Below are 19408 nucleotides of genomic sequence, written 5' to 3'. Positions count from 1 at the left end.
GGGCCGTGCACAGGCGCGGGGCAGGGACTTGCTCGGGACCCACCCTCGGACAAATGTCCGCATCCGCCAAGCGCGTCCACAGCCGGAGCCGTCTCGTCGGAAGCGCGAGGAGGAGGACAGCGGCCCCGGCATCCTGAGAATAGGGGCCCGTCCGTGTCAGCAGGCTGTCCGAGGTCGTCGCTGGGCGGTACGCCGCCCAGCACGACGACCGTCGCACAGTCGGCTGACCGACAATCGGCCGAGCCTCGAGTGTGGGTCCGCTACCCGGTCGTCGTCTTCCTCCTCGCCTGCGGCTGGGCGTTCCTCGCTTTCCTGGCCGGAGCGGCCCGGGCCACCCCGGCAGCGCAGGGCAGCACCGTCACGGCGACAGCTGCGACGAGCGCCAAGTCAGGGGCCGACAAGCCGAGCAACACCCCGCCCGGCCAGGACAGCACTCCACCCGGACAAGGCGGTACCTCACCCGGCCAGAACTCTCCGCCCGGTCAGATCGACGGCAGCGCCACCCCGCCCGGACAGGACCAGACTCCGCCGGGACAGAGCGACACCCCGTCCGACCAGAGCACGGTTCCGCCCGGACAAGACGGGACCCCGCCCGGACAGGCCAACACCCCACCCGGCCAGAGCGACACCCCGCCGGGACAGGTCGACGACAGCAGCGCTACGCCGCCCACCGCCGACCCTCCGGCCGACGCAGCCGCCGGCACTCCGCCGCCCACCGAGACTCCAGCCGACCCTCCGGCCGACCCAGCCGACACTCCGGCCGACCCAGCCGACACTCCGGCCGACCCAGCCGCCGCTCCGCCCGGCCAGAGCCAGACCCCTCCCGGCCAGAGCCAGACCCCTCCCGGCCAGAGCGAAACCCCCACCGACCAGACCCACATTCCTCCGGGTCAGAGCGACACCCCGCCCGGCCAGAGCACGGTTCCGCCGGGCCAGGTCGACGACAGCACCACCACGACCCCGCCGTCCGCTGAGCCGCCAGCCGACTCAGCCACCAGCACGCCGCCCGGACAGGCCAAGATTCCGCCCGCGCAGAACAACACCCCGCCGGGCCAGGTCGACAACAGCATCCCGCCAGGCCAGAGCGACACTCCGCCCGGCCAGAGCCAGACCCCGCCCGGCCAGGTGGACGACAGCACCACCCCGCCCGGCCAGGGCCACACCCCGCCCGGACAGAGCGACACCCCGCCCGGCCAGAGCCAGACCCCGCCCGGCCAGGTCGACGACAGCACCACCACCCCGCCGATCGCCGACCCTCCGGCCGATCCTCCGGCCGACCCGCCCATCAGCACCCCGCCCGGCCAGGCCCACACCCCGCCGGGGCAGAGCGACACCCCGCCCGGAAAGGGCGACACCCCGCCCGGCCAGAACCAGACCCCGCCTGGCCAGGTCGACGACAGCACCCCCCCGACGACTACCGACCCGGCCGCCAGCACTCCGCCCGGACAGGCTCACACCCCACCCGGACAGGCCAACACTCCTCCCGGCCAGAGCGACACCCCGCCCGGCCAGAGCCAGACCCCACCCAGCCAGGTCGACGACAGCACCACCCCGCCGGCCACCGACACCCCGGCCGACCCGACCACCGACACCCCGACCGACCCGCCGACCAACACCCCACCCGGCCACAGCCACACCCCACCGGGACAGACCCGGACCCCGCCCGGCCAGAGCCAGACCCCACCTAGCCAGGTCGACGACAGCACCACCCCGCCGGCCACCGACACGCCGGCCGACCCGATCACCACCATCCCGCCCGCAGAGGTCCACACCCCGCCGGGACAGACCCGGACCCCACCTGGCCAGAGCGACACCCCGCCCGGCCAGCCCCAGACCCCACCGGGACAGACCCAAACGCCGCCCGGACTGGCCACCGACGGCAGCGACGTCGGCACGCCGCCCGCGGTCAACCCTCCGGTTGAGCGGCCCACGAGCACCCCGCCGGGCCAGACCCAGATCCCGCCCGGCTTGAGCACCACCCCTCCTGGGCAGGCCGACACTCCGCCCGGGCAGGCCGACACTCCGCCGGGGCAGAGCACCACCCCGCCCGGCCAGTCCGAGACCCCGCCCGGGCAGGCCGAGACCCCGCCGGGGCAGAGCACCACCCCGCCCGGCCAGTCCGAGACCCCGCCCGGCCAGTCCGAGACCCCGCCCGGCCAGTCCGAGACCCCGCCGGGGCAGAGCACCACCCCGCCCGGCCAGTCCGAGACCCCGCCCGGCCAGTCCGAGACCCCGCCGGGGCAGAGCACGATCCCGCCCGGCCAGTCCGAGACCCCGCCCGGCCAGTCCGAGACCCCGCCGGGGCAGAGCACGATCCCGCCCGGCCAGTCCGAGACCCCGCCCGATCAGGCTGACAGCACGAGCGCGACCGGCCAACAGGCCGGACAGCCGTCGCCAGCGACGCAGCCGACCGAGCCTCCGCAGACGCCAGCCGGCAGCACGCCCGCCACGGACAACGCGGCCACCTCCGTCACGCCGGTCGTCCTGGCCGCGGACACCGCCGTCTCCCCCGAGCCGCTCGTCACGTCCGCTCCCACGGCAGAACTGCTCCCGGCCGGCTGCGCGGGGCTGGACGGCGTCGTCACGCTCGCGGACGTCGTGAACCTGGCCTACGTCCGGGCCCTCGTAACGGTGACGGAGAGCGCGATCCCCCACGGGCACGCCACGACCGTCGTGAGCCAGCCGACGCGTGTGACGTCGTCCGCCGACGAGCCGCTGAACAGCCCGACCGGGCCGTCGGCGCCGTTCGGACCGGCCGGCCCCATGCCCGTTCCCCCGCCGCCCTCGCCGTCTGCGGGCTCCTGCGCCGGGACGAACGTCGGTACCTCAGAACGCGGCAGCCGGAACGCTCACGGCGCGACCGACGCCGCTGCACCCCTGGCCGGCGCCGACTGGTCGGCGCCGTCGTCCGCGTCCTCCTTCTTCGTCTCCGACGACGGGGCGCGACCGACCGGCCTGCCCGACGACCCCGGAAGCCCACCCGGCTGATCCAGGCGCGACGCCTGTCCTGATCGCCGCCGCGGGCTCGCGCCCCGGCATCCCGGCCGACCGGCCCTCCGGTCGACCGGCTCCAGCGGACTACTGGTCCCCACCTGTCTTCCTCCCGCGTTCTCCGCGGGCAACCTCAAGGACCTCCTGAGATGAGGAATGAGAAGCCCCTCCACGGCACTTCCGCCCTACCCACTCCCCACCGCCCTGCTCCGGTCCCGCCCACGACGCAACCCGTGTCCCTCGCCGTGGTCGGATACGGCTACTGGGGCTCGAAGCACGTGCGCGTGCTCAGCAGCGTGCCCGGCGTCGACCTGACCATCGTCGACGGTGAGCCCGAGCGCCTGGCCGACGCGGCCGCTCACCACCCCAACGTCCGGACGGCGACCCGTCTGGGCGACGTGCTGGGCTCGGTCGACGCCGTCGTCGTCGCCACCCCTCCCGGCACCCACACCGGACTGGCACGCCGAGCCATCGAGGCCGGCCGGCACGTGCTCGTCGAAAAGCCCCTGGCCACCTCGGTCGAGGACGCCGAACTGCTGGTCCGGGCCGCCCACGAGAACGACGTGCAACTGATGGTCGGGCACACGTTCGAGTACAACGCGGCCGTCTGGAAGCTGCGCGAACTGGTCCGCTCGGGCTCGCTCGGCCGGATCCTCTACGTCGACACCGCCCGGCTGAGCCTCGGCCGGTACCAGCGCGACGTGAACGTGATCTGGGATCTCGCACCGCACGACATCTCGATCGTCTCGTTCGTCCTCGACGAGATGCCGGAGCAGGCGACGGTGTGGGCGCACAGCCACATCAGTTCTCAGCACCCGGACGTCGCCTACCTGCGGCTGGACTTCCCCCGGTCGCAGACGCACGCCTACGTGCACGTGAGCTGGCTGACGCCCAGGAAGGTCCGACAGGTCACCGTCGTGGGCGAGAAGCGGATGGCGGTGTACGACGACATGTCGGACAACGAGCGCATCCGCATCTACGACATCGGTGTCGACGTCGCGGCGATCACCGATCCGGCGGACGCCTTCGCGCTGCCCGTCTCGTACCGGACCGGCGACATCATCTCCCCGTACATCGCGTTCGAGGAGCCGCTGCTCGTGCAGGACCGGCACTTCATCGCGTGCCTGCGGTCCGGCACCCGGCCGCAGACGCCGGGCGAGCGCGGTCTCGACGTGGTCCGTGTGCTCGCCGCCACTGACGACGCGCTGCGCAACGAGGGCCGTGCGACGTCCCTGGTCGGCGTGACCGAAGCTCCCTGGGGCGCGGACCTCGAGGTCCCGGTTCCTGGGATCGCATCATGATCAGCCCGTTCATCCCGTTCCTGGACCTGCGGGCCGGCAACGAGGTGGTGCGCAAGGAGCTCGACCGGGCGTGGCGCGACGTCCTCGGGCACGGCCGCTTCACCGGCGGTCCGGAGGTGGAGATCTTCGAGAGCGAGTTCGCCGAGTACTGCGACAGCGCGCACTGCATAGGGGTCGGCAACGGCACCGACGCGCTCGAGCTGATCCTCGCCGCACTGGGGATCGGGCCCGGCGACGAGGTGATCGTGCCCGGCAACACCTTCGTGGCCACCGCGGAGGCGATCTGCGCGGCGGGCGCGTTCCCCCGCTTCGTAGACGTCCGGCCGACCACGCTGGAGATCGACCCCGATGCCGTCGAAGAGGCCATCAACCCGCGCACGGTGGCGATCATCGCCGTCCACCTCTACGGGCAGATGGCCGAGGTCGACCGGTTGGAGAGCATCGCGGCCCGGCACGGGCTCGTGCTGCTGGAGGACGCCGCCCAGGCTCACGGGGCCCGGTTCGGCGGCCGGCGGGCCGGCAGCATCGGTCGGGCGGCCGCCTTCAGCTTCTACCCGGCCAAGAACCTGGGTGCCCTCGGGGACGGCGGCGCGGTGCTCACGGACGACGACGAGATCGCGTCGCGGGTGCGGCAGCTGGCCAACCACGGCCGGGCGCGCGAGAGCCACTGGGTGCACGACGTCAGCGGCCGCAACAGCCGGCTGGACACCCTGCAGGCGGCCGTGCTCAGCGTGAAGCTGCCGAAGCTCGACGAGCAGAACCACAAGCGCCGGGTCCTGATGCAGCACTACCGGGAGCAGCTGCCGCGCCGCTGCATGCCCCTGGCGCAGCACGGGCTGGCGGAGTCGGTGCACCACCTCGCCGTGGTGCAGGTGCGCGACCGGGCCGCCGCGACGCACGTCATGAGCGTCGCCGGAATCGGCTGGGGGCTGCACTACCCGGTGCCCTGCTACCGGCAGCCGGCCTTCGCCGAGTTCGTCGACGAGAAGCTGCCGGTCACCGACCGGGCAGCGGAGCGGATCCTGTCGCTGCCGCTCTCACCGACGATGACCGTGGCGCAGGTCGACCGGGTGTGCCAGGTGCTCTCCCGTCTGCGGGGCCGGTCATGACGGCGCTGACCACCGGGGTGCAGGTGGGAGCCGGTCTCCGCACGGACAGCGGCGTGCGGATCGGCTACGCCCCGGCTCGCCCGACCGACGGACGGCTGGTCGTCGGGGAGGCTGCCCGGCTGCGCAGTGGCACGGTCCTGTACCTGGGATCGCGCTTCGGCGACCGTTTCGAGACCGGTCACCACGTCGTCGTCCGGGAGGAGTGCGACGTCGGCGACGACGTCTGCATCTGGTCCGGCACGGTGATCGACTACGGCTGCCGGATCGGCAACGGGGTGAAGATCCACGCCAACTGCTACGTCGCCCAGTTCACCGAGATCGGCCCCGATGCGTTCCTCGCCCCCGGCGTGACCATCGCCAACGACCTCTACCCGGGCAGCGAGGAATCGCGGAACGTGATGTCCGGGCCGGTCATCGGGGCGGGGGCCCGCCTCGGGGTCAACGTCACGGTCCTGCCGTTCGTGCACATCGGCGCCGGGGCGCTCGTCGGGGCCGGCGCGGTCGTCGCCCGCGACCTGCCCGAGGGGTGCGTCGCCTTCGGGAACCCGGCGACCGTCCGCGGCTCCGTCGCCGGGCTCGTCCCGGTCGAGAGCCGGGTTCGCCCGGTCAACGGGAGCGCCTCCCGCTACCGCTTCACGGAGGGGAGGCCCTGATGCTGCACACCCCGCAGCGGGCGCCCGCAGCCGTGCGGCACCCGCCGCCCGCCGTCCGCCATCCCGGCCCGGCCACCCGGGTCCTGGACGTGACGGTGGCCGCCGTCCTCCTCGCACTGCTGTGGCCGGTCCTGGTCGCCGTGGCTGTGGCCGTGGCGGTCCGGTGCACCTCCCGCGGCCCCGTGCTGTTCCGCCAAGAGCGGCTGGGGCAGGGCCGCCGTCCATTCGTGATGCTCAAGTTCCGCACGATGAGCGCCGGCTGCGACGACCGGCTGCACCGCGAGTACGTCCAGGCGCTGCTCGCCGAACCGGCGGTCGTCGTCCGGACCGGCGACGGGCTGTACAAGCTGCCGGACGACCCGCGGATCACGCGGATCGGCCGGTGGCTGCGCCGGAGCGGCTTGGACGAGCTGCCTCAGCTGGTCAACGTGCTGCGCGGCGAGATGGCGCTCGTCGGACCACGGCCTCCGCCGGGCGGACGGTCGCTGATCTGCGCCCTGCTACCTCTTCGGGAGACCTCCATGACCGACACCGCCGTCGCCCTGATCGGCACGGGCCCGGACCTGGGGCTATCACACGCTCGGTCGCGCGGCCGGCGTCGACTTCCCGTACCTGCTCAACCTCGACCAGCTCGGCGAGGAGGTGCCGCCGGCGACCGCGCGGGCCGGCGTGCGGTGGGCGCGGTTGTCCACCGACGTCCCCAACGCCGTGCGGGACATCCGCCGGGGCACCCTGCGGCTGCGCGAGTACCTCACCTCGCTGCGCCACGTCGACGAGGAGGCGGTGTTCTCGCTGCGCGACCCGCTCCCGGGCCTGTGCGAGATCGCCCTGCTCCCCTCGATGGCCCGCCGCCGCGGCCTGTGAGGGGGCGGCGGTGATCAGGTGACCTGATCGAAAGCTGTCCTCCCGCACCAGCGTTGGTGCGGGAGGACAGCCGTTGATCAGGTCACCTGATCAACGCTGCGCTCAGTCGCGGGTGAGGACCAGCGGTTCGTCGACCCGCGGCCTCGGGATCTCCACCGAGGGCGCCGGCACGGTCTCGTGGGACAGCGTCGGCAGCCAGTTCAGCCAGCGCGGCAGGTACCAGTTGCGCTCGCCGAGCAGCTGCATCACGGCCGGCAGCAGCAGCGCCCGGACGACGGTGGCGTCGAGCAGCACCGCGACCGCCAGACCCAGGCCGATCTGCTTCATGTTCGTCGTCGACAGGGTCACGAAGGTGCCGAAGACGAACACCATGATGATCGCCGCGCTGGTGACCACCCCGGCCGACGAGGTGATCCCGTGCCGGATGGCGTCGCGCGTGGACAGGCCGCGGTCATGGCCCTCACGGATCCGGCTGAGGATGAACACGTGGTAGTCCATCGACAGGCCGAACAGGATCACGAAGAGCATCAGCGGGATCCAGGTCACGATGGCGCCGGTGTTCTGCAGCCCGATGAGCGAGCCGCCCCAGCCCTCCTGGAAGACCAGCACGAGCGTGCCGTAGGCCGCCGCGACCGACAGCAGGTTGAGCACGATCGCGGTGACCGCGACCACCAGCGAGCGGAACGAGACCAGCAGCAGCCCGAAGGCCAGCACCAGCACGAACGCGAACACCCACGGCGTCCGCTCGGCGAGCAGCCCGCGGAAGGCCACGGAACCCGCCGTCTCGCCGGTCACCACCGCGGTGGCGCCGTCCACGCTGCCGACCGTGTCGTCCACGATCCGCTCGAGCTCGTGCAGCGCGTCGACCGACCTCTGCTCCTCGCCGTCCCCGACCAGGGGCACCGAGACGACGGCGACCTGCCCGTCGTCGGTGGTCCGGACGTCGATCGGCTCGTTCATGTCGCCGGTGCCCAGCGCCCGCGAGCGCAGCTCGCCGATCGCCGCCTGCATCTCGGGCGTGGCGACCGACCGCGCCTCGACGACGACCTCTGCCGGTGACGAGCCGCCGGGGAACGCCTCGGCGATCCGGTTGTACGTCTGGATGATCGGCAGGTCCTGCGGCAGGTCCTGGATCCCCTCGTTGCGCAGGTGCAGCCCGATCGCCGGGACGGCGAGCGCGACCAGCGTGCCGCCGGCGACGACGGCGGCGATCACCGGCCGGCGCAGCACGAACCCCAGGACGACGGACCAGACCCGCGACGGCCGGGCCGAGCCGCGGTGCAGGAACGGGATGCGGCCCCACTCGATGTGGTCGCCGAGCCACGCCATGGTCGCCGGCAGCACGGTCAGCGAGCCGACCACCGAGCACGCGACGACCAGGATCGTGGCCAGGCCGATGCCGGTGAAGACCGCCGAGCCGGTGAGGAAGATGCCGGCCATCGCGACGATGACGGTCAGCCCGGAGATGAGCACCGACCGGCCGGAGGTCGCGGCGGCGATGTCCAGCGCGTCCAGCGCCCCGGCCCCGCGGGCCCGTTCCTCGCGCTCGCGCTTGAGGTAGAAGAGCGAGTAGTCGACGCCGACGGCCAGGCCGATCAGCAGCATGACCGTCTGCGCGGTGGCGTTGACGTGCCAGATCTGGCTGGCGAAGGTCAGCAGCCCCAGTGCCCCGATGAACGCGGTCAGCGCGAACACCAGCGGCAGCAGGGCGGCGACGACGGCGCCGAAGGTCAGCAGCAGGACGGCGAGGGTGATCGGGATCGCCAGGTACTCGGCGCGCTGGAAGTCGCTGTCGAGCGCGTCGTTGAGCGCGGCGTCGGAGCTGGCCCCGCCGAACTCCTCCACGCGCACCGTCGGGTGCCGGTCGCCGACTCCGGCGACCGCGTCGAGGATCGGGTCGATCTTCCCGTCGGCGTCGTCCGCGTTCCCGGCGATGTCGAAGGTGACCAGCGCCGAGCGGCCGTCGGCGGAGGTCAGCGGCGCCCCGGACAGCGGGCTGGCCACGTTCGTCACGTTCGCCGTCCGGCCGAGGGTGTCGACCAGGTCGGTGAGCGCGGCGGAGGCGGCGTCGGAGGTGGCCCCCTGGCGGCGCTGGACCAGGACCATCTCCGACGCCGGGTCCTTCCACCCGTGGGCGTCGAGGATCCGCTGCGCCTGCGCGGTCGGGCCGACGTCGCCCTCCGCGCGGGTGATCTCGGCGCGCTGGACCAGGCTGCCGAGCACGATCGCCAGGACGACGAAGCCCAGCCAGCCGAACACCGCCGTCTTGCGGTGCCGCGCGCTCCAGCGTCCCGCGCGCGCCGCGATGTTGCGTGAGGAGGTCACGTCCGTGTCCCTTCAGGTGGGAAGAGCTGCCGCATCGAACCTGCCGTCGGGCGGGGCGCGCGCACATCCCGCCACCTGGCCGGTGGGCGGTCGGGCCAGCCCGAACACCGCCGCGGCAAGCCTCGCGGCGAGGCGTTCTCGGCCACCATCGGGGAAGGCCCCCATCCACCCCTGGACTGGGGGCGGTGGGGGGCTTCGGGGACTTCCCGGACCGGGCGGGTCAGGCCAGGGCGGGCTCGGCGTCGACGAGGGAGGCGCGGATCGCCTCGCGCAGTCGAGGAGTGTTCGCGTGCCCGTGCTTGTCGACGGCGTGCATCACGGCGGCGTCGAGGACTTCTTCCTCCTCGCCGGCGATCGTCAGCGTGCAGTTGATCTCGCTGGGGATGGTGCGGCAGTCGACCATCCTGCGGCTCATCGCCGTCACTTCCTGGCGTAGTTGCTGGCGCCGTACCAGTCGACGACGACGGCGGGCTCGTCGCCGACCACCCAGGCGTCGTGGCCCTCGGGCAGCGAGGTGACGTCGCCGGGGCCCGCGTCGAACTCCGTGCCGTCAGCCATGACGATGTGGACCGTCCCGCTGACGTGGTACTGCATGTGCGGGGCCTGGCAGAGGTCGGTGCCGGCGATCGGCTTGACGTCGTTGGACCAGCGCCAGCCCGGTTCCAGGATCAGCCGGCCGATCTCGACGTCGCCGAGCTTCACGATCTCCGCCCGGCCGTGCGGGAACTCGCGTACTTCCACCGGCGCCCCGAACGACTGGTGCTCGGTGCGCTGCGTGAGGGTCTCGGGCATCGGGTGCCTCCGGGTGCAGGATCTGCTGGATGGAGTGCGGCCGCGCGCGTAGCCTTACTTACACGTAAGTCAGGCACCAGGGTCGGAGGTCCCATGACCGAGGACGTCGACGTCCCGACGAAGGTGCGCATCCTGGACACCGCCGAGCGGATGCTGCAGGTGCGCGGCTACAACGGCTTCAGCTACGGCGACGTCGCCGAGGAGCTCGGCATCACGCGGGCCGCGCTGCACTACCACTTCAAGGGCAAGGCGGAGCTCGGCCAGGCGCTGATCGAGCGCTACGCCACGCGCTTCTCCGCCGCGCTGGACGACCTCGACGACACCGCGCCGGACGCCACCGCGAAGCTCCGCGGCTACGCCGACCTCTACCTCGACGTCCTCCGCCGCGACCTGATGTGCCTGTGCGGCATGCTCGCCGCCGAGTACAAGACGCTTCCCGAGCCCCTGCAGGCATCGGTGTCGGCGTTCTTCGAGACCAACACCGGGTGGCTGCGCGGGGTACTCGAACAGGGCAGCGCCGAGGGCAGCCTGCGGTTGCTCGGCAGTCCGGACGACGTCGCGGCGATGGTGCTCGGCGGCCTCGAGGGCGCGATGCTGATCACGCGTCTGGACGGCGACGTCAAGCGCTTCAGCGCCGCCGCCGACCGCCTGCTGAACGGCCTCGTCCCGGCCTGACAGCGCTGCTACGGTCCGCGGCCGTGCGCACCTTCCGCGCCGGCGGGGTGGCGGTCAGCGAGCGCGGCGCCGGCCCGCCGATCCTGCTCGTGCACGCCGGCGGGTCCACCGGCGCGGTCTGGAACCCGGTCGCCGAGCGACTGGCCGGCGCGTTCCGGGTGCTGGTCTACGACCGGCCGACCTACCGCACGCCGAGGCCGGTCGGCGGCGCCGAGGCGGTGGCCGCCGAGGTCGCGGACCTGCTGACCGTCGCCGGCGCCGTCGACGAGCCGTTGCTCGTCGTCGGCCACTCCTCGGGCGCGGTGGTCGTGCTCGAAACAGCACTGCAGCAGCGGTTCGCGGGGTTGCTGCTGTACGAGCCACCGGTCGGGCGGCCCATCGACGGCGAGGCGCTGCGGCGGGCACGGGCGGCGCTGGACCGCGGTGATCCGCGCGAGGCGATGATCATCCACGCCCGCGACATCGTCGGTGCCCACAGGCTCGGCGTCCTCGTGTTCCGGCTGCTGCCCTTCGTCGGGCGTCCGCTGCTGGCCCACGCGGCGGGGCAGATCGCCGACGACGAGGCGCTGGAGTCGCTCGGCGTGGGGGTCGACCGGTACGCGGCGGTCGACGTCCCGGTGCTGCTGCTCGGCGGTGAGCGCAGCCCCGCCCACCTGCGGGCGGGGCTGGACGCGCTGGCCGCCGTCCTCCCCCGGGCCGACCCGGTCGAGATCCTGGCCGGTCAGGGGCACATCGCGACCGTGCGCGCCCCTGACCAGGTGGCCGTGGTCATCGCCGGCTTCGCCGGCCGCGTGCTCTGAAGGGTTCCCCCCTCCGGGCCGGACGCGGGACGCTGCCGTATGGCGACCTACGTGCAGACCGGCGCGGTGAACACCTGGTACGACGAGCGCGGGGACGGCGATCCGCTGGTGCTGCTGCACGGCGGGCTCGTCGACGCGCGGTGGTTCGACCCCAACATCGAGCCGCTCGCCGAGCGGTTCCACGTCTACCTGCCGGAACGGCGGGGGCACGGGCACACCGCCGATGTCGACGGGCCGATCACATACCGGGTGATGGCCGACGACACCATCGCCTTCCTCGACGAGGTCCTCGGCGGGCCGGCGCATGTGGTCGGGCACAGCGACGGCGCGTTCGTCGCGCTGCTGGTGGCGATCCAGCGGCCGGATCTGATCGACCGGCTGGTAATGATCAGCGGCGGGTTCGACAAGTCGGGCGAGGCCAGCCCGGACATGGAGTTCGACGCCGCCGCGGTGGTGGCGTTCCTCGGCAAGGCCTACGGCGAGGTGTCACCGGACGGCGAGGCGCACTTCCCGGTCGTCGTCGCCAAGATCGGCGAGCTCATGAAGTACGAGCCTCACCTCGACATCGCCGACCTGCGGCAGGTCACCGCCCGCTCGCTGGTGATGTTCGCCGACGACGACCTGATGACCCTCCGGCACGCGGTGGACATGTTCGACGCTCTGCCGAACGCCGAGCTCGCCGTCGTCCCGGGGACGTCGCACTTCCTCACCCAGGAGAAGCCGCACCTGGTGAACGCGATCCTGCTGGACTTCCTCACCAACGACCCCGTGCCGACGGTGGCCCCGATCCGGCGGGCTCAGAAGGAATGGGCCTCGTCGTAGCCGTAGTCCTGGTCGAGTTCCGGGGTGCGCTGCGGGGTCGCACGGCCGGGCTCGGGTTTCGGGGGCTCGGCGGGGCCGGACGGACGGCGGATGTCGGCGTGCACCTCGTCGTACCCGTAGTCGCCGAGTGGTTCCTGCTGCGGCTCCATGAGCAGATGGTTCTCCCGCCGTGGTCTCCGCACAACCGACGGCTGCGCCCACAGCGGCCCGGAAACGAATCTGCGCGCCTCCCCCGTCGGGGAAGCGCGCAGATCGGTGTCTCAACCAGACGCGCGCCCGAAGGGACTCGAACCCCTAACCTTCTGATCCGTAGTCAGATGCTCTATCCGTTGAGCTACGGGCGCATGGTCGTGCTGTTCAGTTGTGGTGCGCGGAGGCTCCGGGATTTGAACCCGGGATGGGGATTAACCCAAACCGCATTAGCAGTGCGGCGCCATAGACCGGACTAGGCGAAGCCTCCCGGGGTCCGAGTCCCCTCGGAACCACCGAGAGAGAAGACTACCAGCGGCCCGGAGTCGTCCGCCGACCCCCCTGACCACCGAGGCCGAGTGAGCAGTTGCGGTCGGCGACACGCGGCGGCGCGCCGACGCGGGCGACCGCAACTGCTCACTCGGCAGGCGGGTCAGACGGCGACCGGCGTGCGCGGGCCCGGCGTCCGCAGCGACGGACGACGACCCGGCACGAGCGTGAGCGCGACGGCCAGCGCCGCACCGACGGCGGCCAGGGCCAGCGACGCCGGAACCCCGAGCGAGGACTCGATGAGCGCGCCGCCGACGGCCGCGCCGATCGCCGAGGCGCCGAACGCGATCGTCGACAGCCAGGTGAAGGCCTCGGTGGTCGCATGTGCCGGCGCGATCGTGCTGACCAGCGAGCTCTGCACCGTCAGCGTCGGGGCGATCGCCGTCCCACCGAGGAACAGCAGCGCACCCAGCACCAGCGGGCTGGACACCGTGACCAGCGGCGCGAGGCCGATCGTCACGCCCAGCAGCCCCCAGCGGTACAGGCGGGGCAGCGAGACGCTGACCACGCGGGCGCCGAACCAGAGGCCGCCGGCGACCGAGCCCAGCGACCACACGGCCAGCAGCACGCCGGACATGCCTGGCGTGCCGGCCCGCTCGGCGAACGCCGGGATGGCCACCTCGAGCGCGCCGAAACCGAGCATCAGGGCCGAACCGCTGAGCAGGATCCGCGGCATGCCGGGAGCCAGCACCGTGGAGAGCATGCCGCCGGCGCGCTCGGTCGACGGCGTCCAGCGGCGCATCGCCCCGGACGTCGCGATCGCGATCGCGCCATAGGTGGCGAGGACGCCGGCCACCACGACCGCGATCGCCGGGGTGGCGAGCACGGTGAGCGCGGCGACCGTCGTCGGGCCGGCGACGAAGACCATCTCGGTGAACGTGGCGTCCAGCGCATAGGCGGTCGGCCGCACGGCCGGGTCGACCCGCGACCACAGCGCGCGGACCGTGCCGGAGACCAACGGCGTCGAGGCGCCGGCGGCGAACGAGCCGGCCACCGCGGCCCAGGACGGCGCCCCGCCGAGCACGACGGCGATCAGCCCACCGAGCAGCAACGGGTAGACGCAGGCCTGCGCGAGCAGCACCCGACGCGGGCCCTTGCGGTCGGCCAGCCGGCCGAGGATCGGCGCCATGAGCGCCATCGCGATGCCGTGCGTGGCCGACGCGAGCCCGGCTACCGCATAGGAACCGGTCTGCTGCTGCACCATGAGCAGCAGCGCCAACGGGACCATGGCAGAGGGCAACCGGCCGGCGAAGCCGGCCACCAGGAGCACCGGGGCGGACGGCAGCCGCCAGACGGTGAGGTACGCACGCACGGGAGAACTCGTTTCAACTACTTGCTGGAAAGTGGAATCTGTAGGTGGTCAACCATCGTTGACCCCCTACGTAATCCCGACGGTAACGAGCCGGAGGTAGGGAGTCAAATGGACTACGACACCTACGGGTCAGGTGCTGTCGAAATAGCCATCGACCTGGCGAACGCCCAGCTAGAGGCCCCGGAGACCTTTCTCACATCCCACGCCGAGTGGTTCGCACCCGGGACGGCGCTGACGCTGAGCGGTCGCGACGCCGGGAAGGTGCGCGAGACCTCGCAGCTGATCCGCGCGGTCGCGCTCGCCGACTCGCAGGAGGCGGTGATCGCGCGGCTCAACGAGCTGCTCGCGCTCGCCCGGCCGCGCCCCTACGCCACCGACCACGACGGCGAGCTGCACCTGCACTACGCCAGCGCGGACTCCCCGGCGCTCGAGCAGCTGACGACGACGGTCGCGATGGGCCTGTCGCAGGTGGTCGTGCAGCACGGGTGGCAGCGCCTGGGCGTCTGCTCGGCCGAGCACTGCGACAACGTCTACGTGGACACCTCGCGCAACGCCAGCCGCCGGTACTGCTCGAACACCTGCGCCAGCCGCTCGACGGTCGCGGCCTACCGCGCCCGCCGGAAGGCCTGACTCGGAGGCTGACGCGCGAGGAAACCTCGCACGTCAGCCTCCGCTAGCGTCCCCTCATGCCACATCCGCGCACGTGGGACGCGCGCCTGCACGCGCTCATCGGCGACATCCCCTCCTCGCCGGCCGATCGCTGGCTGCGCCGGCTGTCCAACGCCGCCAACCACGGGCGGATCTGGATCGCGATCGCCGTCCTGCTCGGGCTGAAGAAGGGCTCGCCGAGGCGCGGCGCGATCCGCGGACTGGGTTCGCTGAGCATCTCCAGCCTGCTGGTCAACGTCGTCCTCAAGCGGATCTTCGGCCGGGTCCGGCCGGACCTGGAGAACCTGCGCACGACCGACCGCCGGCTGCGCCGCGAGCCGGGCACCCTCTCCTTCCCGAGCGGGCACTCGGCGTCGGCGGCGGCGTTCGCCACCGGCGTCCTCATGGAGAACACGGTGGCCGGCGCCGCGCTGGTGCCGGTCGCCGCCGCGGTCGGCTACTCGCGGGTGCACGTGGGCGTGCACTACCCCGGCGACGTGCTCGCCGGCTTCCTCGTCGGCGGAGCGGTGGCGGTCGGCACCCAGCACTGGTGGCGGGTGCGCCCGACGGAGCCGGCGCGGGTGCGGCCCTCCTCCGAGGCGCCGGGGCTGCCCGAGGGCGACGGGCTGGTGGTGGCGGTCAACCCGCGGTCGGGCACCGACGACTACGACCCGTCCGAGGAGATCAAGCGGCTCCTCCCCCGCGCCGAGACCCGCGAGATCTCCGAGGAGCACGGCGTCACCGAACTGCTGCAGGACGCCGCCCGCTCCGGCGCGCAGGCGCTCGGGGTCGCCGGCGGCGACGGCAGCGTGGCCGCGGCCGCCGCGGTCGCGCTGGAGCACGGGCTGCCGCTGGCCGTCGTCCCGGCCGGGACGCTCAACCACTTCGCCCGGGACGTCGGCGTCGACACGCCCGAGGACGCCGCCGAGGCGGTCAGCAAGGGCTCCGCCGTCCGGGTGGACGTCGCCGAGGTGAACGGGACGCCGTTCCTCAACACCGCGAGCATCGGCGTCTACCCGCAGGTGGTCGAGCACCGCGACGCGCTCACGCACCGGATGGGCAAGTGGGTCGCGATGACCGTGGCGGCCGCGCAGGTGCTGCGGTCGGCCGCGCCGCTGGACGTCGTCCTGAACGGCAAGCCCGCGAAGGTGTGGATCCTGTTCGTCGGCAACTGCTGCTACACCCCGCGCGGGCTGGCCCCGGCCTGGCGGCCGCGGCTGGAGGACGGCCTGCTCGACGTCCAGTACCTGCGCGCCGACATCCGGTTCAGCCGCACGCGCGCGGTGCTCGGCACGCTGCTCGGCATCAGCGACCGCAGCGCCGGCTACGTGCAGGGGCAGGTGGAGTCGCTCGACGTCGTCGTCCGGTCCGGCGAGGAGCAGGTCGCCTTCGACGGCGAGACCGGCGACACGGCGACCGAGTTCCGCTTCCGCAAGGGCGCGACCCTCACCGTCTACTGCTGCCGCACCGACTGATCCCTCAGGGACGGCGGCCGAGCAGGTCCTCCAGCGCCGAGGTCGCGCCGTGCAGGAGGTCGCCCGCCGCGAGCAGCCGGTCGTAGTACTCGCGGCTGCGGCCCGGCTCGTCGCTGAGCATCGCCGTCCCACGAGCCGCGTCGTCGAGCCGCGCGAGCACGGCCGCGTTCTTCTTCTCCGCCCGCCAGCCGGTGTACGGGCGCCCGTCCGGGAGTCCGGCGGCCACCCAGATCTGCCGGTGCGCGTGCTCCGACCGCCGCACGCCCCGGGCGACCAGCTGCCCCGCGACGTCGCTGATCGCCTCGAACCGCGAAGAGTCGACCGTGGTCATCGCAGCGTGAGCTCGCTGCCGAGCAGAGACACGGCGCGGTGCAGCGGCGAGACGGACACGCGAGAGCCCCCGTGACAGAGCTGGTGCATCGACCGAGCGGTGCACCAGAAACTAGCTCTGCGCGTGCGCTGTGAACAGTCCTTCCCGAACGGATCGTCGCAGCTCAGAGCGCCATTTCGGGACTCCGCGGTCCTGTCCGCCGGCGCGCGGCGGCCTGCCAGCGCACGGTCACGAGCAGCACCAGCGCCGCCAGCGCCTCCCCGAACTCCTCCACGAACGTCGCGGCCGCCGCCGACAGCGCCCCTGGCTGCGCCTGCACCGCCGCGATCAGCCAGGTGACCGCATCCAGCCCGATGGCCGCGAGCGCGTAGAGGGCGAGCGCGGTCACCACGGGCCGGGTGGCGGAGACGGCCCACCGTCGTCCCAGCACGGCCAGCGCACCCAAGCCCAGGGCGGCCAGCACCACGGAGACCAGCAACGTCAGGACGGCGGAGTCCGCCTTGGCCAGCGAGTGCCAGCTGAAGAACTTGGCCAGAGCCAGGACGACGCCGACCCCCGCGACCGCCCGCCACCACAGCGCCCGACGGCCGACGCACCGGCGCGCGGCGAACCACGCCAGCGCCGCGGTCCCCACGAACAGCGCGGTCGTGACCAGGCGGGGGACGCCGCCCAGCGCGTCGAGGTCGAACAGCCGGGCCGGGCCGCCGCAGTGCCCGAGAAAGGTGCACCGGATCCGCACGAACAGGCCGGCGCAGTAGAGAGCCACGAGCGCGGCACCGAGCGCGTAGACCCACCAGGTCTCGCGCAGCCTGGGCCACGGCGGGAGGGGAAGGTCGCGCCGCACCCCGGCGATAGTGCTCGCGAATCAGCCGCAGCGGGAGGTGTGCTGCGCCACTACGGTCGCCGACAGGAGATTGTCCCGGCGATCACCGGGGCATGGGTCGCGCAAACGATCACCCGAGGGAAAGAGGTCCCCATGTTGGTCCGCCGGATCGCCCGGCCGATGCTCGCCGCCCCCTTCGTCGTCCTCGGCTTCCAGGCGCTGAAGAACCCGGGCGGCCGGGTCGAGATGGCCCGACCCATCGTGGAGAAGGTCACCGAGGTCGCGGACAAGCAGCTGCCGGTGCAGGTGCCGAAGGACCCCGAGCAGTGGGTGCGGATCAACGCCGGCGTCCAGGTCGGCGCGGGCGCGCTGTTCGGGCTCGGCCGGCTGCCGCGGCTGTCGGCGCTGCTGCTCACCGGCTCGGTCGTGCCGACGACGCTGGCCGGGCACCGCTTCTGGGAGAAGGAGGGCGCCGACCGCCAGCAGCAGCTCATCCACTTCCTCAAGAACCTCGGCCTGGCCGGGGCCCTGCTGATCGCCGCCGTCGACACCGAGGGCAAGCCGTCGGTCGGCTGGCGGGCCCGCCGCGCCGCCCACCGGGCGACCGAGGCGACCGAGAAGCAGCTGGCCAAGGCGCAGAAGAAGGCCGAGCGGGTGCAGAAGAAGGCCGCCAAGCAGGCGAAGCAGGCCCGCAAGGAGGCCAAGAAGCAGGCCAAGAGCGCCAAGAAGAAGGTCACGTCCTGACCTCGTCGGATCCCGCGGCCGCGCTCCGGAGGATCGCCTTCCTCCTGGAGCGCGCCCGCGAGCCGTCCTACCGGGTGCAGGCGTTCCGCTCGGCCGCCGTCGTCGTCGACGCGATGGACGACGCCGAGCTGAAGCGCCGCATCCGCACGAACACGCTCAAGGACCTCAAGGGCATCGGCCCGAAGACGGCGACCGTCGTCGTCCAGGCGGCGAAGGGGCAGGTCCCCGACTACCTCGCCGACCTCGAGGAGAAGTTCGCCGAGCTCGTCCCGCTGGCCGACGACGTCGCCGAGTTCCGGGCCGCCTTGCGCGGCGACCTGCACACGCACTCGGACTGGTCGGACGGCGGCTCACCGATCCGCGAGATGGCCGAGGCCGCGCTCGCGCTCGGCCACGAGTACATGGCGCTGACCGACCACTCCCCCCGCCTGACCGTGGCCAACGGGCTGACGCCGGAGCGGCTGGAGAAGCAGCTGGACGTGGTGGCCGCGCTCAACGAGGAGCTTGCGCCGTTCCGGATCCTCACCGGCATCGAGTGCGACATCAACGTCGACGGCTCGCTCGACCAGACCGACGAGCTGCTCGAGCGGCTCGACGTCGTCGTCGCGAGCGTGCACTCCGACCTGCGCGCCGAGTCCGCCGCGATGACGGCCCGGATGCTCACCGCGGTCGCCAACCCGCACACCGACGTCCTCGGGCACTGCACCGGCCGGCTGGTGATCGGCCGCCGGCAGCGGGACGGCACGCAGCGGCCGCGGCCGGAGTCCCAGTTCGACGCGGAGGCCGTGTTCGCCGCCTGCGTCGAGTTCGGGACGGCGGTCGAGATCAACTCGCGGCCGGAGCGGCTCGACCCGCCCAAGCGGCTGCTGAGGCTCGCCGTCGAGACCGGCTGCCTGTTCGCCATCGACACCGACGCGCACGCCCCCGGCCAGCTCGACTGGCAGGGCAACGGCTGCGAGCGCGCGGTCGAGTGCGACGTCGACCCCGACAACGTCATCAACACCTGGCTGGCCGAGGACCTCCTCGACTGGACGGCGGGTAGCCGCACCCCGGCTCTGACCTGCTGACCCCTCGTCGCCCTGGTCGTGCAAGGGCCGGGCCCGTACCTCCTCTTCGGTACGCATCCGAGACCGTGACGGATCGGTCTCATCCGTTCCGGAGACCGTTCGTCCCTTAGCGTCCGGCCACCGCGCGGCTGGTCGCGCGGTGCCGCGGCCCCCAGTT

At 72.9% G+C, this 19408-nt stretch carries 20 protein-coding genes, 2 tRNA genes and 1 pseudogene; 13 read left to right on the top strand and 10 right to left on the bottom strand.

Annotated features, from left to right (window positions below; translation table 11 throughout):
- Positions 1 to 890 precede the first annotated feature (890 nt).
- Positions 891 to 1070, bottom strand: coding sequence for a hypothetical protein (locus tag GGQ55_RS11015; protein ID WP_179716647.1), 180 nt, complete (start codon positions 1068 to 1070; stop codon positions 891 to 893).
- 55 nt (positions 1071 to 1125) lie between these two features.
- Between GGQ55_RS11015 and GGQ55_RS11010 the strand changes: the two genes are divergently transcribed.
- The 6 genes and pseudogenes from GGQ55_RS11010 (at position 1126) to GGQ55_RS28355 (ending at position 6918) form a co-directional block, all read left to right on the top strand.
- Positions 1126 to 2988, top strand: coding sequence for a hypothetical protein (locus GGQ55_RS11010; protein ID WP_179716645.1), 1863 nt, complete (start codon positions 1126 to 1128; stop codon positions 2986 to 2988).
- Between the two features lie 236 nt (positions 2989 to 3224).
- Positions 3225 to 4292: a Gfo/Idh/MocA family protein gene (locus GGQ55_RS11005; RefSeq protein WP_218859249.1), complete on the top strand. Its 1068-nt coding sequence runs from the start codon at positions 3225 to 3227 to the stop codon at positions 4290 to 4292.
- Positions 4289 to 5401 (top strand): DegT/DnrJ/EryC1/StrS family aminotransferase, encoded by a 1113-nt coding sequence (locus GGQ55_RS11000; RefSeq protein WP_179716641.1) that lies wholly within the window; start codon positions 4289 to 4291, stop codon positions 5399 to 5401. The genes GGQ55_RS11005 and GGQ55_RS11000 overlap by 4 nt, the downstream gene beginning before the upstream one ends.
- The gene (locus GGQ55_RS10995) at positions 5398 to 6054 is read left to right on the top strand and encodes an N-acetyltransferase (RefSeq protein ID WP_179716638.1); all 657 of its coding nucleotides are present in this window, start codon (positions 5398 to 5400) and stop codon (positions 6052 to 6054) included. The genes GGQ55_RS11000 and GGQ55_RS10995 overlap by 4 nt, the downstream gene beginning before the upstream one ends.
- Positions 6054 to 6512: pseudogene (locus GGQ55_RS28360) on the top strand (sugar transferase); the annotation flags it as partial. The gene GGQ55_RS10995 and the pseudogene GGQ55_RS28360, both read left to right, overlap by 1 nt.
- A gap of 184 nt (positions 6513 to 6696) precedes the next feature.
- On the top strand, positions 6697 to 6918 hold the full coding sequence (locus tag GGQ55_RS28355) for a hypothetical protein (RefSeq protein ID WP_179714519.1): 222 nt from the start codon (positions 6697 to 6699) through the stop codon (positions 6916 to 6918).
- Positions 6919 to 7020: 102 nt separating this feature from the next.
- Here GGQ55_RS28355 and GGQ55_RS10980 read toward each other — a convergent pair whose 3' ends face one another.
- The 3 genes from GGQ55_RS10980 to GGQ55_RS10970 form a co-directional block, all read right to left on the bottom strand.
- The gene (locus tag GGQ55_RS10980; RefSeq protein WP_179716636.1) at positions 7021 to 9243 is read right to left on the bottom strand and encodes an MMPL family transporter; all 2223 of its coding nucleotides are present in this window, start codon (positions 9241 to 9243) and stop codon (positions 7021 to 7023) included.
- A 220-nt stretch (positions 9244 to 9463) separates the two neighbouring features.
- Positions 9464 to 9658 (bottom strand): DUF1059 domain-containing protein, encoded by a 195-nt coding sequence (locus GGQ55_RS10975; RefSeq protein ID WP_179716634.1) that lies wholly within the window; start codon positions 9656 to 9658, stop codon positions 9464 to 9466.
- 5 nt (positions 9659 to 9663) lie between these two features.
- Complete coding sequence (locus GGQ55_RS10970; protein ID WP_179716632.1) at positions 9664 to 10035, bottom strand: cupin domain-containing protein; 372 nt, start codon at positions 10033 to 10035, stop codon at positions 9664 to 9666.
- 93 nt (positions 10036 to 10128) lie between these two features.
- On the opposite strand from GGQ55_RS10970, the gene GGQ55_RS10965 reads away from it, so the two are divergent.
- From GGQ55_RS10965 to GGQ55_RS10955, 3 genes are read left to right on the top strand one after another with little or no spacing between them, the layout of a single operon-like run.
- Positions 10129 to 10710, top strand: a complete 582-nt coding sequence (locus tag GGQ55_RS10965) for a TetR/AcrR family transcriptional regulator (RefSeq protein ID WP_179716631.1) — start codon at positions 10129 to 10131, stop codon at positions 10708 to 10710.
- 23 nt (positions 10711 to 10733) lie between these two features.
- Positions 10734 to 11510 carry an alpha/beta fold hydrolase gene (locus tag GGQ55_RS10960; protein WP_179716628.1) on the top strand — a complete coding sequence of 259 codons (777 nt, stop codon included), beginning with the start codon at positions 10734 to 10736 and terminating at the stop codon, positions 11508 to 11510.
- Between the two features lie 39 nt (positions 11511 to 11549).
- The gene (locus GGQ55_RS10955; protein ID WP_179716627.1) at positions 11550 to 12332 is read left to right on the top strand and encodes an alpha/beta fold hydrolase; all 783 of its coding nucleotides are present in this window, start codon (positions 11550 to 11552) and stop codon (positions 12330 to 12332) included.
- Here the strand turns inward: GGQ55_RS10955 and GGQ55_RS10950 are convergent.
- From GGQ55_RS10950 to GGQ55_RS10935, 4 genes are all read right to left on the bottom strand, one after another.
- Entirely contained in the window at positions 12308 to 12481 is a 174-nt protein-coding gene (locus GGQ55_RS10950) for a hypothetical protein (RefSeq protein WP_179716625.1), read from the bottom strand. The two genes, GGQ55_RS10955 and GGQ55_RS10950, sit on opposite strands and share 25 nt — an antisense overlap.
- A 122-nt stretch (positions 12482 to 12603) precedes the next feature.
- Positions 12604 to 12676: transfer RNA gene (locus GGQ55_RS10945), tRNA-Arg, on the bottom strand.
- A 27-nt stretch (positions 12677 to 12703) separates the two neighbouring features.
- Positions 12704 to 12792: transfer RNA gene (locus GGQ55_RS10940), tRNA-Ser, on the bottom strand.
- A gap of 162 nt (positions 12793 to 12954) precedes the next feature.
- On the bottom strand, positions 12955 to 14163 hold the full coding sequence (locus GGQ55_RS10935) for an MFS transporter (protein WP_179716623.1): 1209 nt from the start codon (positions 14161 to 14163) through the stop codon (positions 12955 to 12957).
- 108 nt (positions 14164 to 14271) lie between these two features.
- Here GGQ55_RS10935 and GGQ55_RS10930 point away from each other — a divergent pair, with 108 nt between their 5' ends.
- Together GGQ55_RS10930 and GGQ55_RS10925 are read left to right on the top strand one after the other, a co-directional pair.
- Complete coding sequence (locus GGQ55_RS10930; protein WP_179716621.1) at positions 14272 to 14793, top strand: CGNR zinc finger domain-containing protein; 522 nt, start codon at positions 14272 to 14274, stop codon at positions 14791 to 14793.
- A 56-nt stretch (positions 14794 to 14849) separates the two neighbouring features.
- Complete coding sequence (locus tag GGQ55_RS10925; protein ID WP_179716619.1) at positions 14850 to 16286, top strand: bifunctional phosphatase PAP2/diacylglycerol kinase family protein; 1437 nt, start codon at positions 14850 to 14852, stop codon at positions 16284 to 16286.
- A 4-nt stretch (positions 16287 to 16290) separates the two neighbouring features.
- On the opposite strand, the gene GGQ55_RS10920 is transcribed toward GGQ55_RS10925, so the two are convergent.
- Positions 16291 to 16617 carry a hypothetical protein gene (locus GGQ55_RS10920; protein WP_179716617.1) on the bottom strand — a complete coding sequence of 109 codons (327 nt, stop codon included), beginning with the start codon at positions 16615 to 16617 and terminating at the stop codon, positions 16291 to 16293.
- A gap of 163 nt (positions 16618 to 16780) precedes the next feature.
- Positions 16781 to 17461: a DUF8692 domain-containing protein gene (locus GGQ55_RS10915; RefSeq protein ID WP_179716615.1), complete on the bottom strand. Its 681-nt coding sequence runs from the start codon at positions 17459 to 17461 to the stop codon at positions 16781 to 16783.
- A gap of 132 nt (positions 17462 to 17593) precedes the next feature.
- On the opposite strand from GGQ55_RS10915, the gene GGQ55_RS10910 reads away from it, so the two are divergent.
- Positions 17594 to 18184 carry a DoxX family protein gene (locus tag GGQ55_RS10910; protein ID WP_179716613.1) on the top strand — a complete coding sequence of 197 codons (591 nt, stop codon included), beginning with the start codon at positions 17594 to 17596 and terminating at the stop codon, positions 18182 to 18184.
- Entirely contained in the window at positions 18181 to 19251 is a 1071-nt protein-coding gene (locus tag GGQ55_RS10905; RefSeq protein ID WP_179722581.1) for a PHP domain-containing protein, read from the top strand. Before GGQ55_RS10910 ends, GGQ55_RS10905 begins: the two co-directional genes overlap by 4 nt.
- The last annotated feature ends 157 nt before the right edge of the window (positions 19252 to 19408 follow it).

It is taken from the genome of Petropleomorpha daqingensis, from assembly GCF_013408985.1.
Lineage (GTDB): Bacteria > Actinomycetota > Actinomycetes > Mycobacteriales > Geodermatophilaceae > Petropleomorpha > Petropleomorpha daqingensis.
The sequence above is the reverse complement of the archived record's forward strand: the minus strand, read 5'-3'. Positions and strand labels throughout refer to the sequence as shown.

Excerpts from the sequence above, each read along its gene's own strand:
- GGQ55_RS10925 (WP_179716619.1), top strand. The coding sequence starts at position 14,850 with ATGCCACATCCGCGCACGTGGGACGCGCGCCTGCACGCGCTCATCGGC.
- GGQ55_RS11000 (WP_179716641.1), top strand. The coding sequence starts at position 4,289 with ATGATCAGCCCGTTCATCCCGTTCCTGGACCTGCGGGCCGGCAACGAG.
- GGQ55_RS10965 (WP_179716631.1), top strand. The coding sequence starts at position 10,129 with ATGACCGAGGACGTCGACGTCCCGACGAAGGTGCGCATCCTGGACACC.
- GGQ55_RS10910 (WP_179716613.1), top strand. The coding sequence starts at position 17,594 with ATGTTGGTCCGCCGGATCGCCCGGCCGATGCTCGCCGCCCCCTTCGTC.
- GGQ55_RS10920 (WP_179716617.1), bottom strand. The coding sequence starts at position 16,617 with ATGACCACGGTCGACTCTTCGCGGTTCGAGGCGATCAGCGACGTCGCG.
- GGQ55_RS11015 (WP_179716647.1), bottom strand. The coding sequence starts at position 1,070 with ATGCTGTTGTCGACCTGGCCCGGCGGGGTGTTGTTCTGCGCGGGCGGA.
- GGQ55_RS10930 (WP_179716621.1), top strand. The coding sequence starts at position 14,272 with ATGGACTACGACACCTACGGGTCAGGTGCTGTCGAAATAGCCATCGAC.
- GGQ55_RS10955 (WP_179716627.1), top strand. The coding sequence starts at position 11,550 with ATGGCGACCTACGTGCAGACCGGCGCGGTGAACACCTGGTACGACGAG.
- GGQ55_RS10970 (WP_179716632.1), bottom strand. The coding sequence starts at position 10,035 with ATGCCCGAGACCCTCACGCAGCGCACCGAGCACCAGTCGTTCGGGGCG.
- GGQ55_RS10975 (WP_179716634.1), bottom strand. The coding sequence starts at position 9,658 with ATGAGCCGCAGGATGGTCGACTGCCGCACCATCCCCAGCGAGATCAAC.
- GGQ55_RS10995 (WP_179716638.1), top strand. The coding sequence starts at position 5,398 with ATGACGGCGCTGACCACCGGGGTGCAGGTGGGAGCCGGTCTCCGCACG.
- GGQ55_RS10950 (WP_179716625.1), bottom strand. The coding sequence starts at position 12,481 with ATGGAGCCGCAGCAGGAACCACTCGGCGACTACGGGTACGACGAGGTG.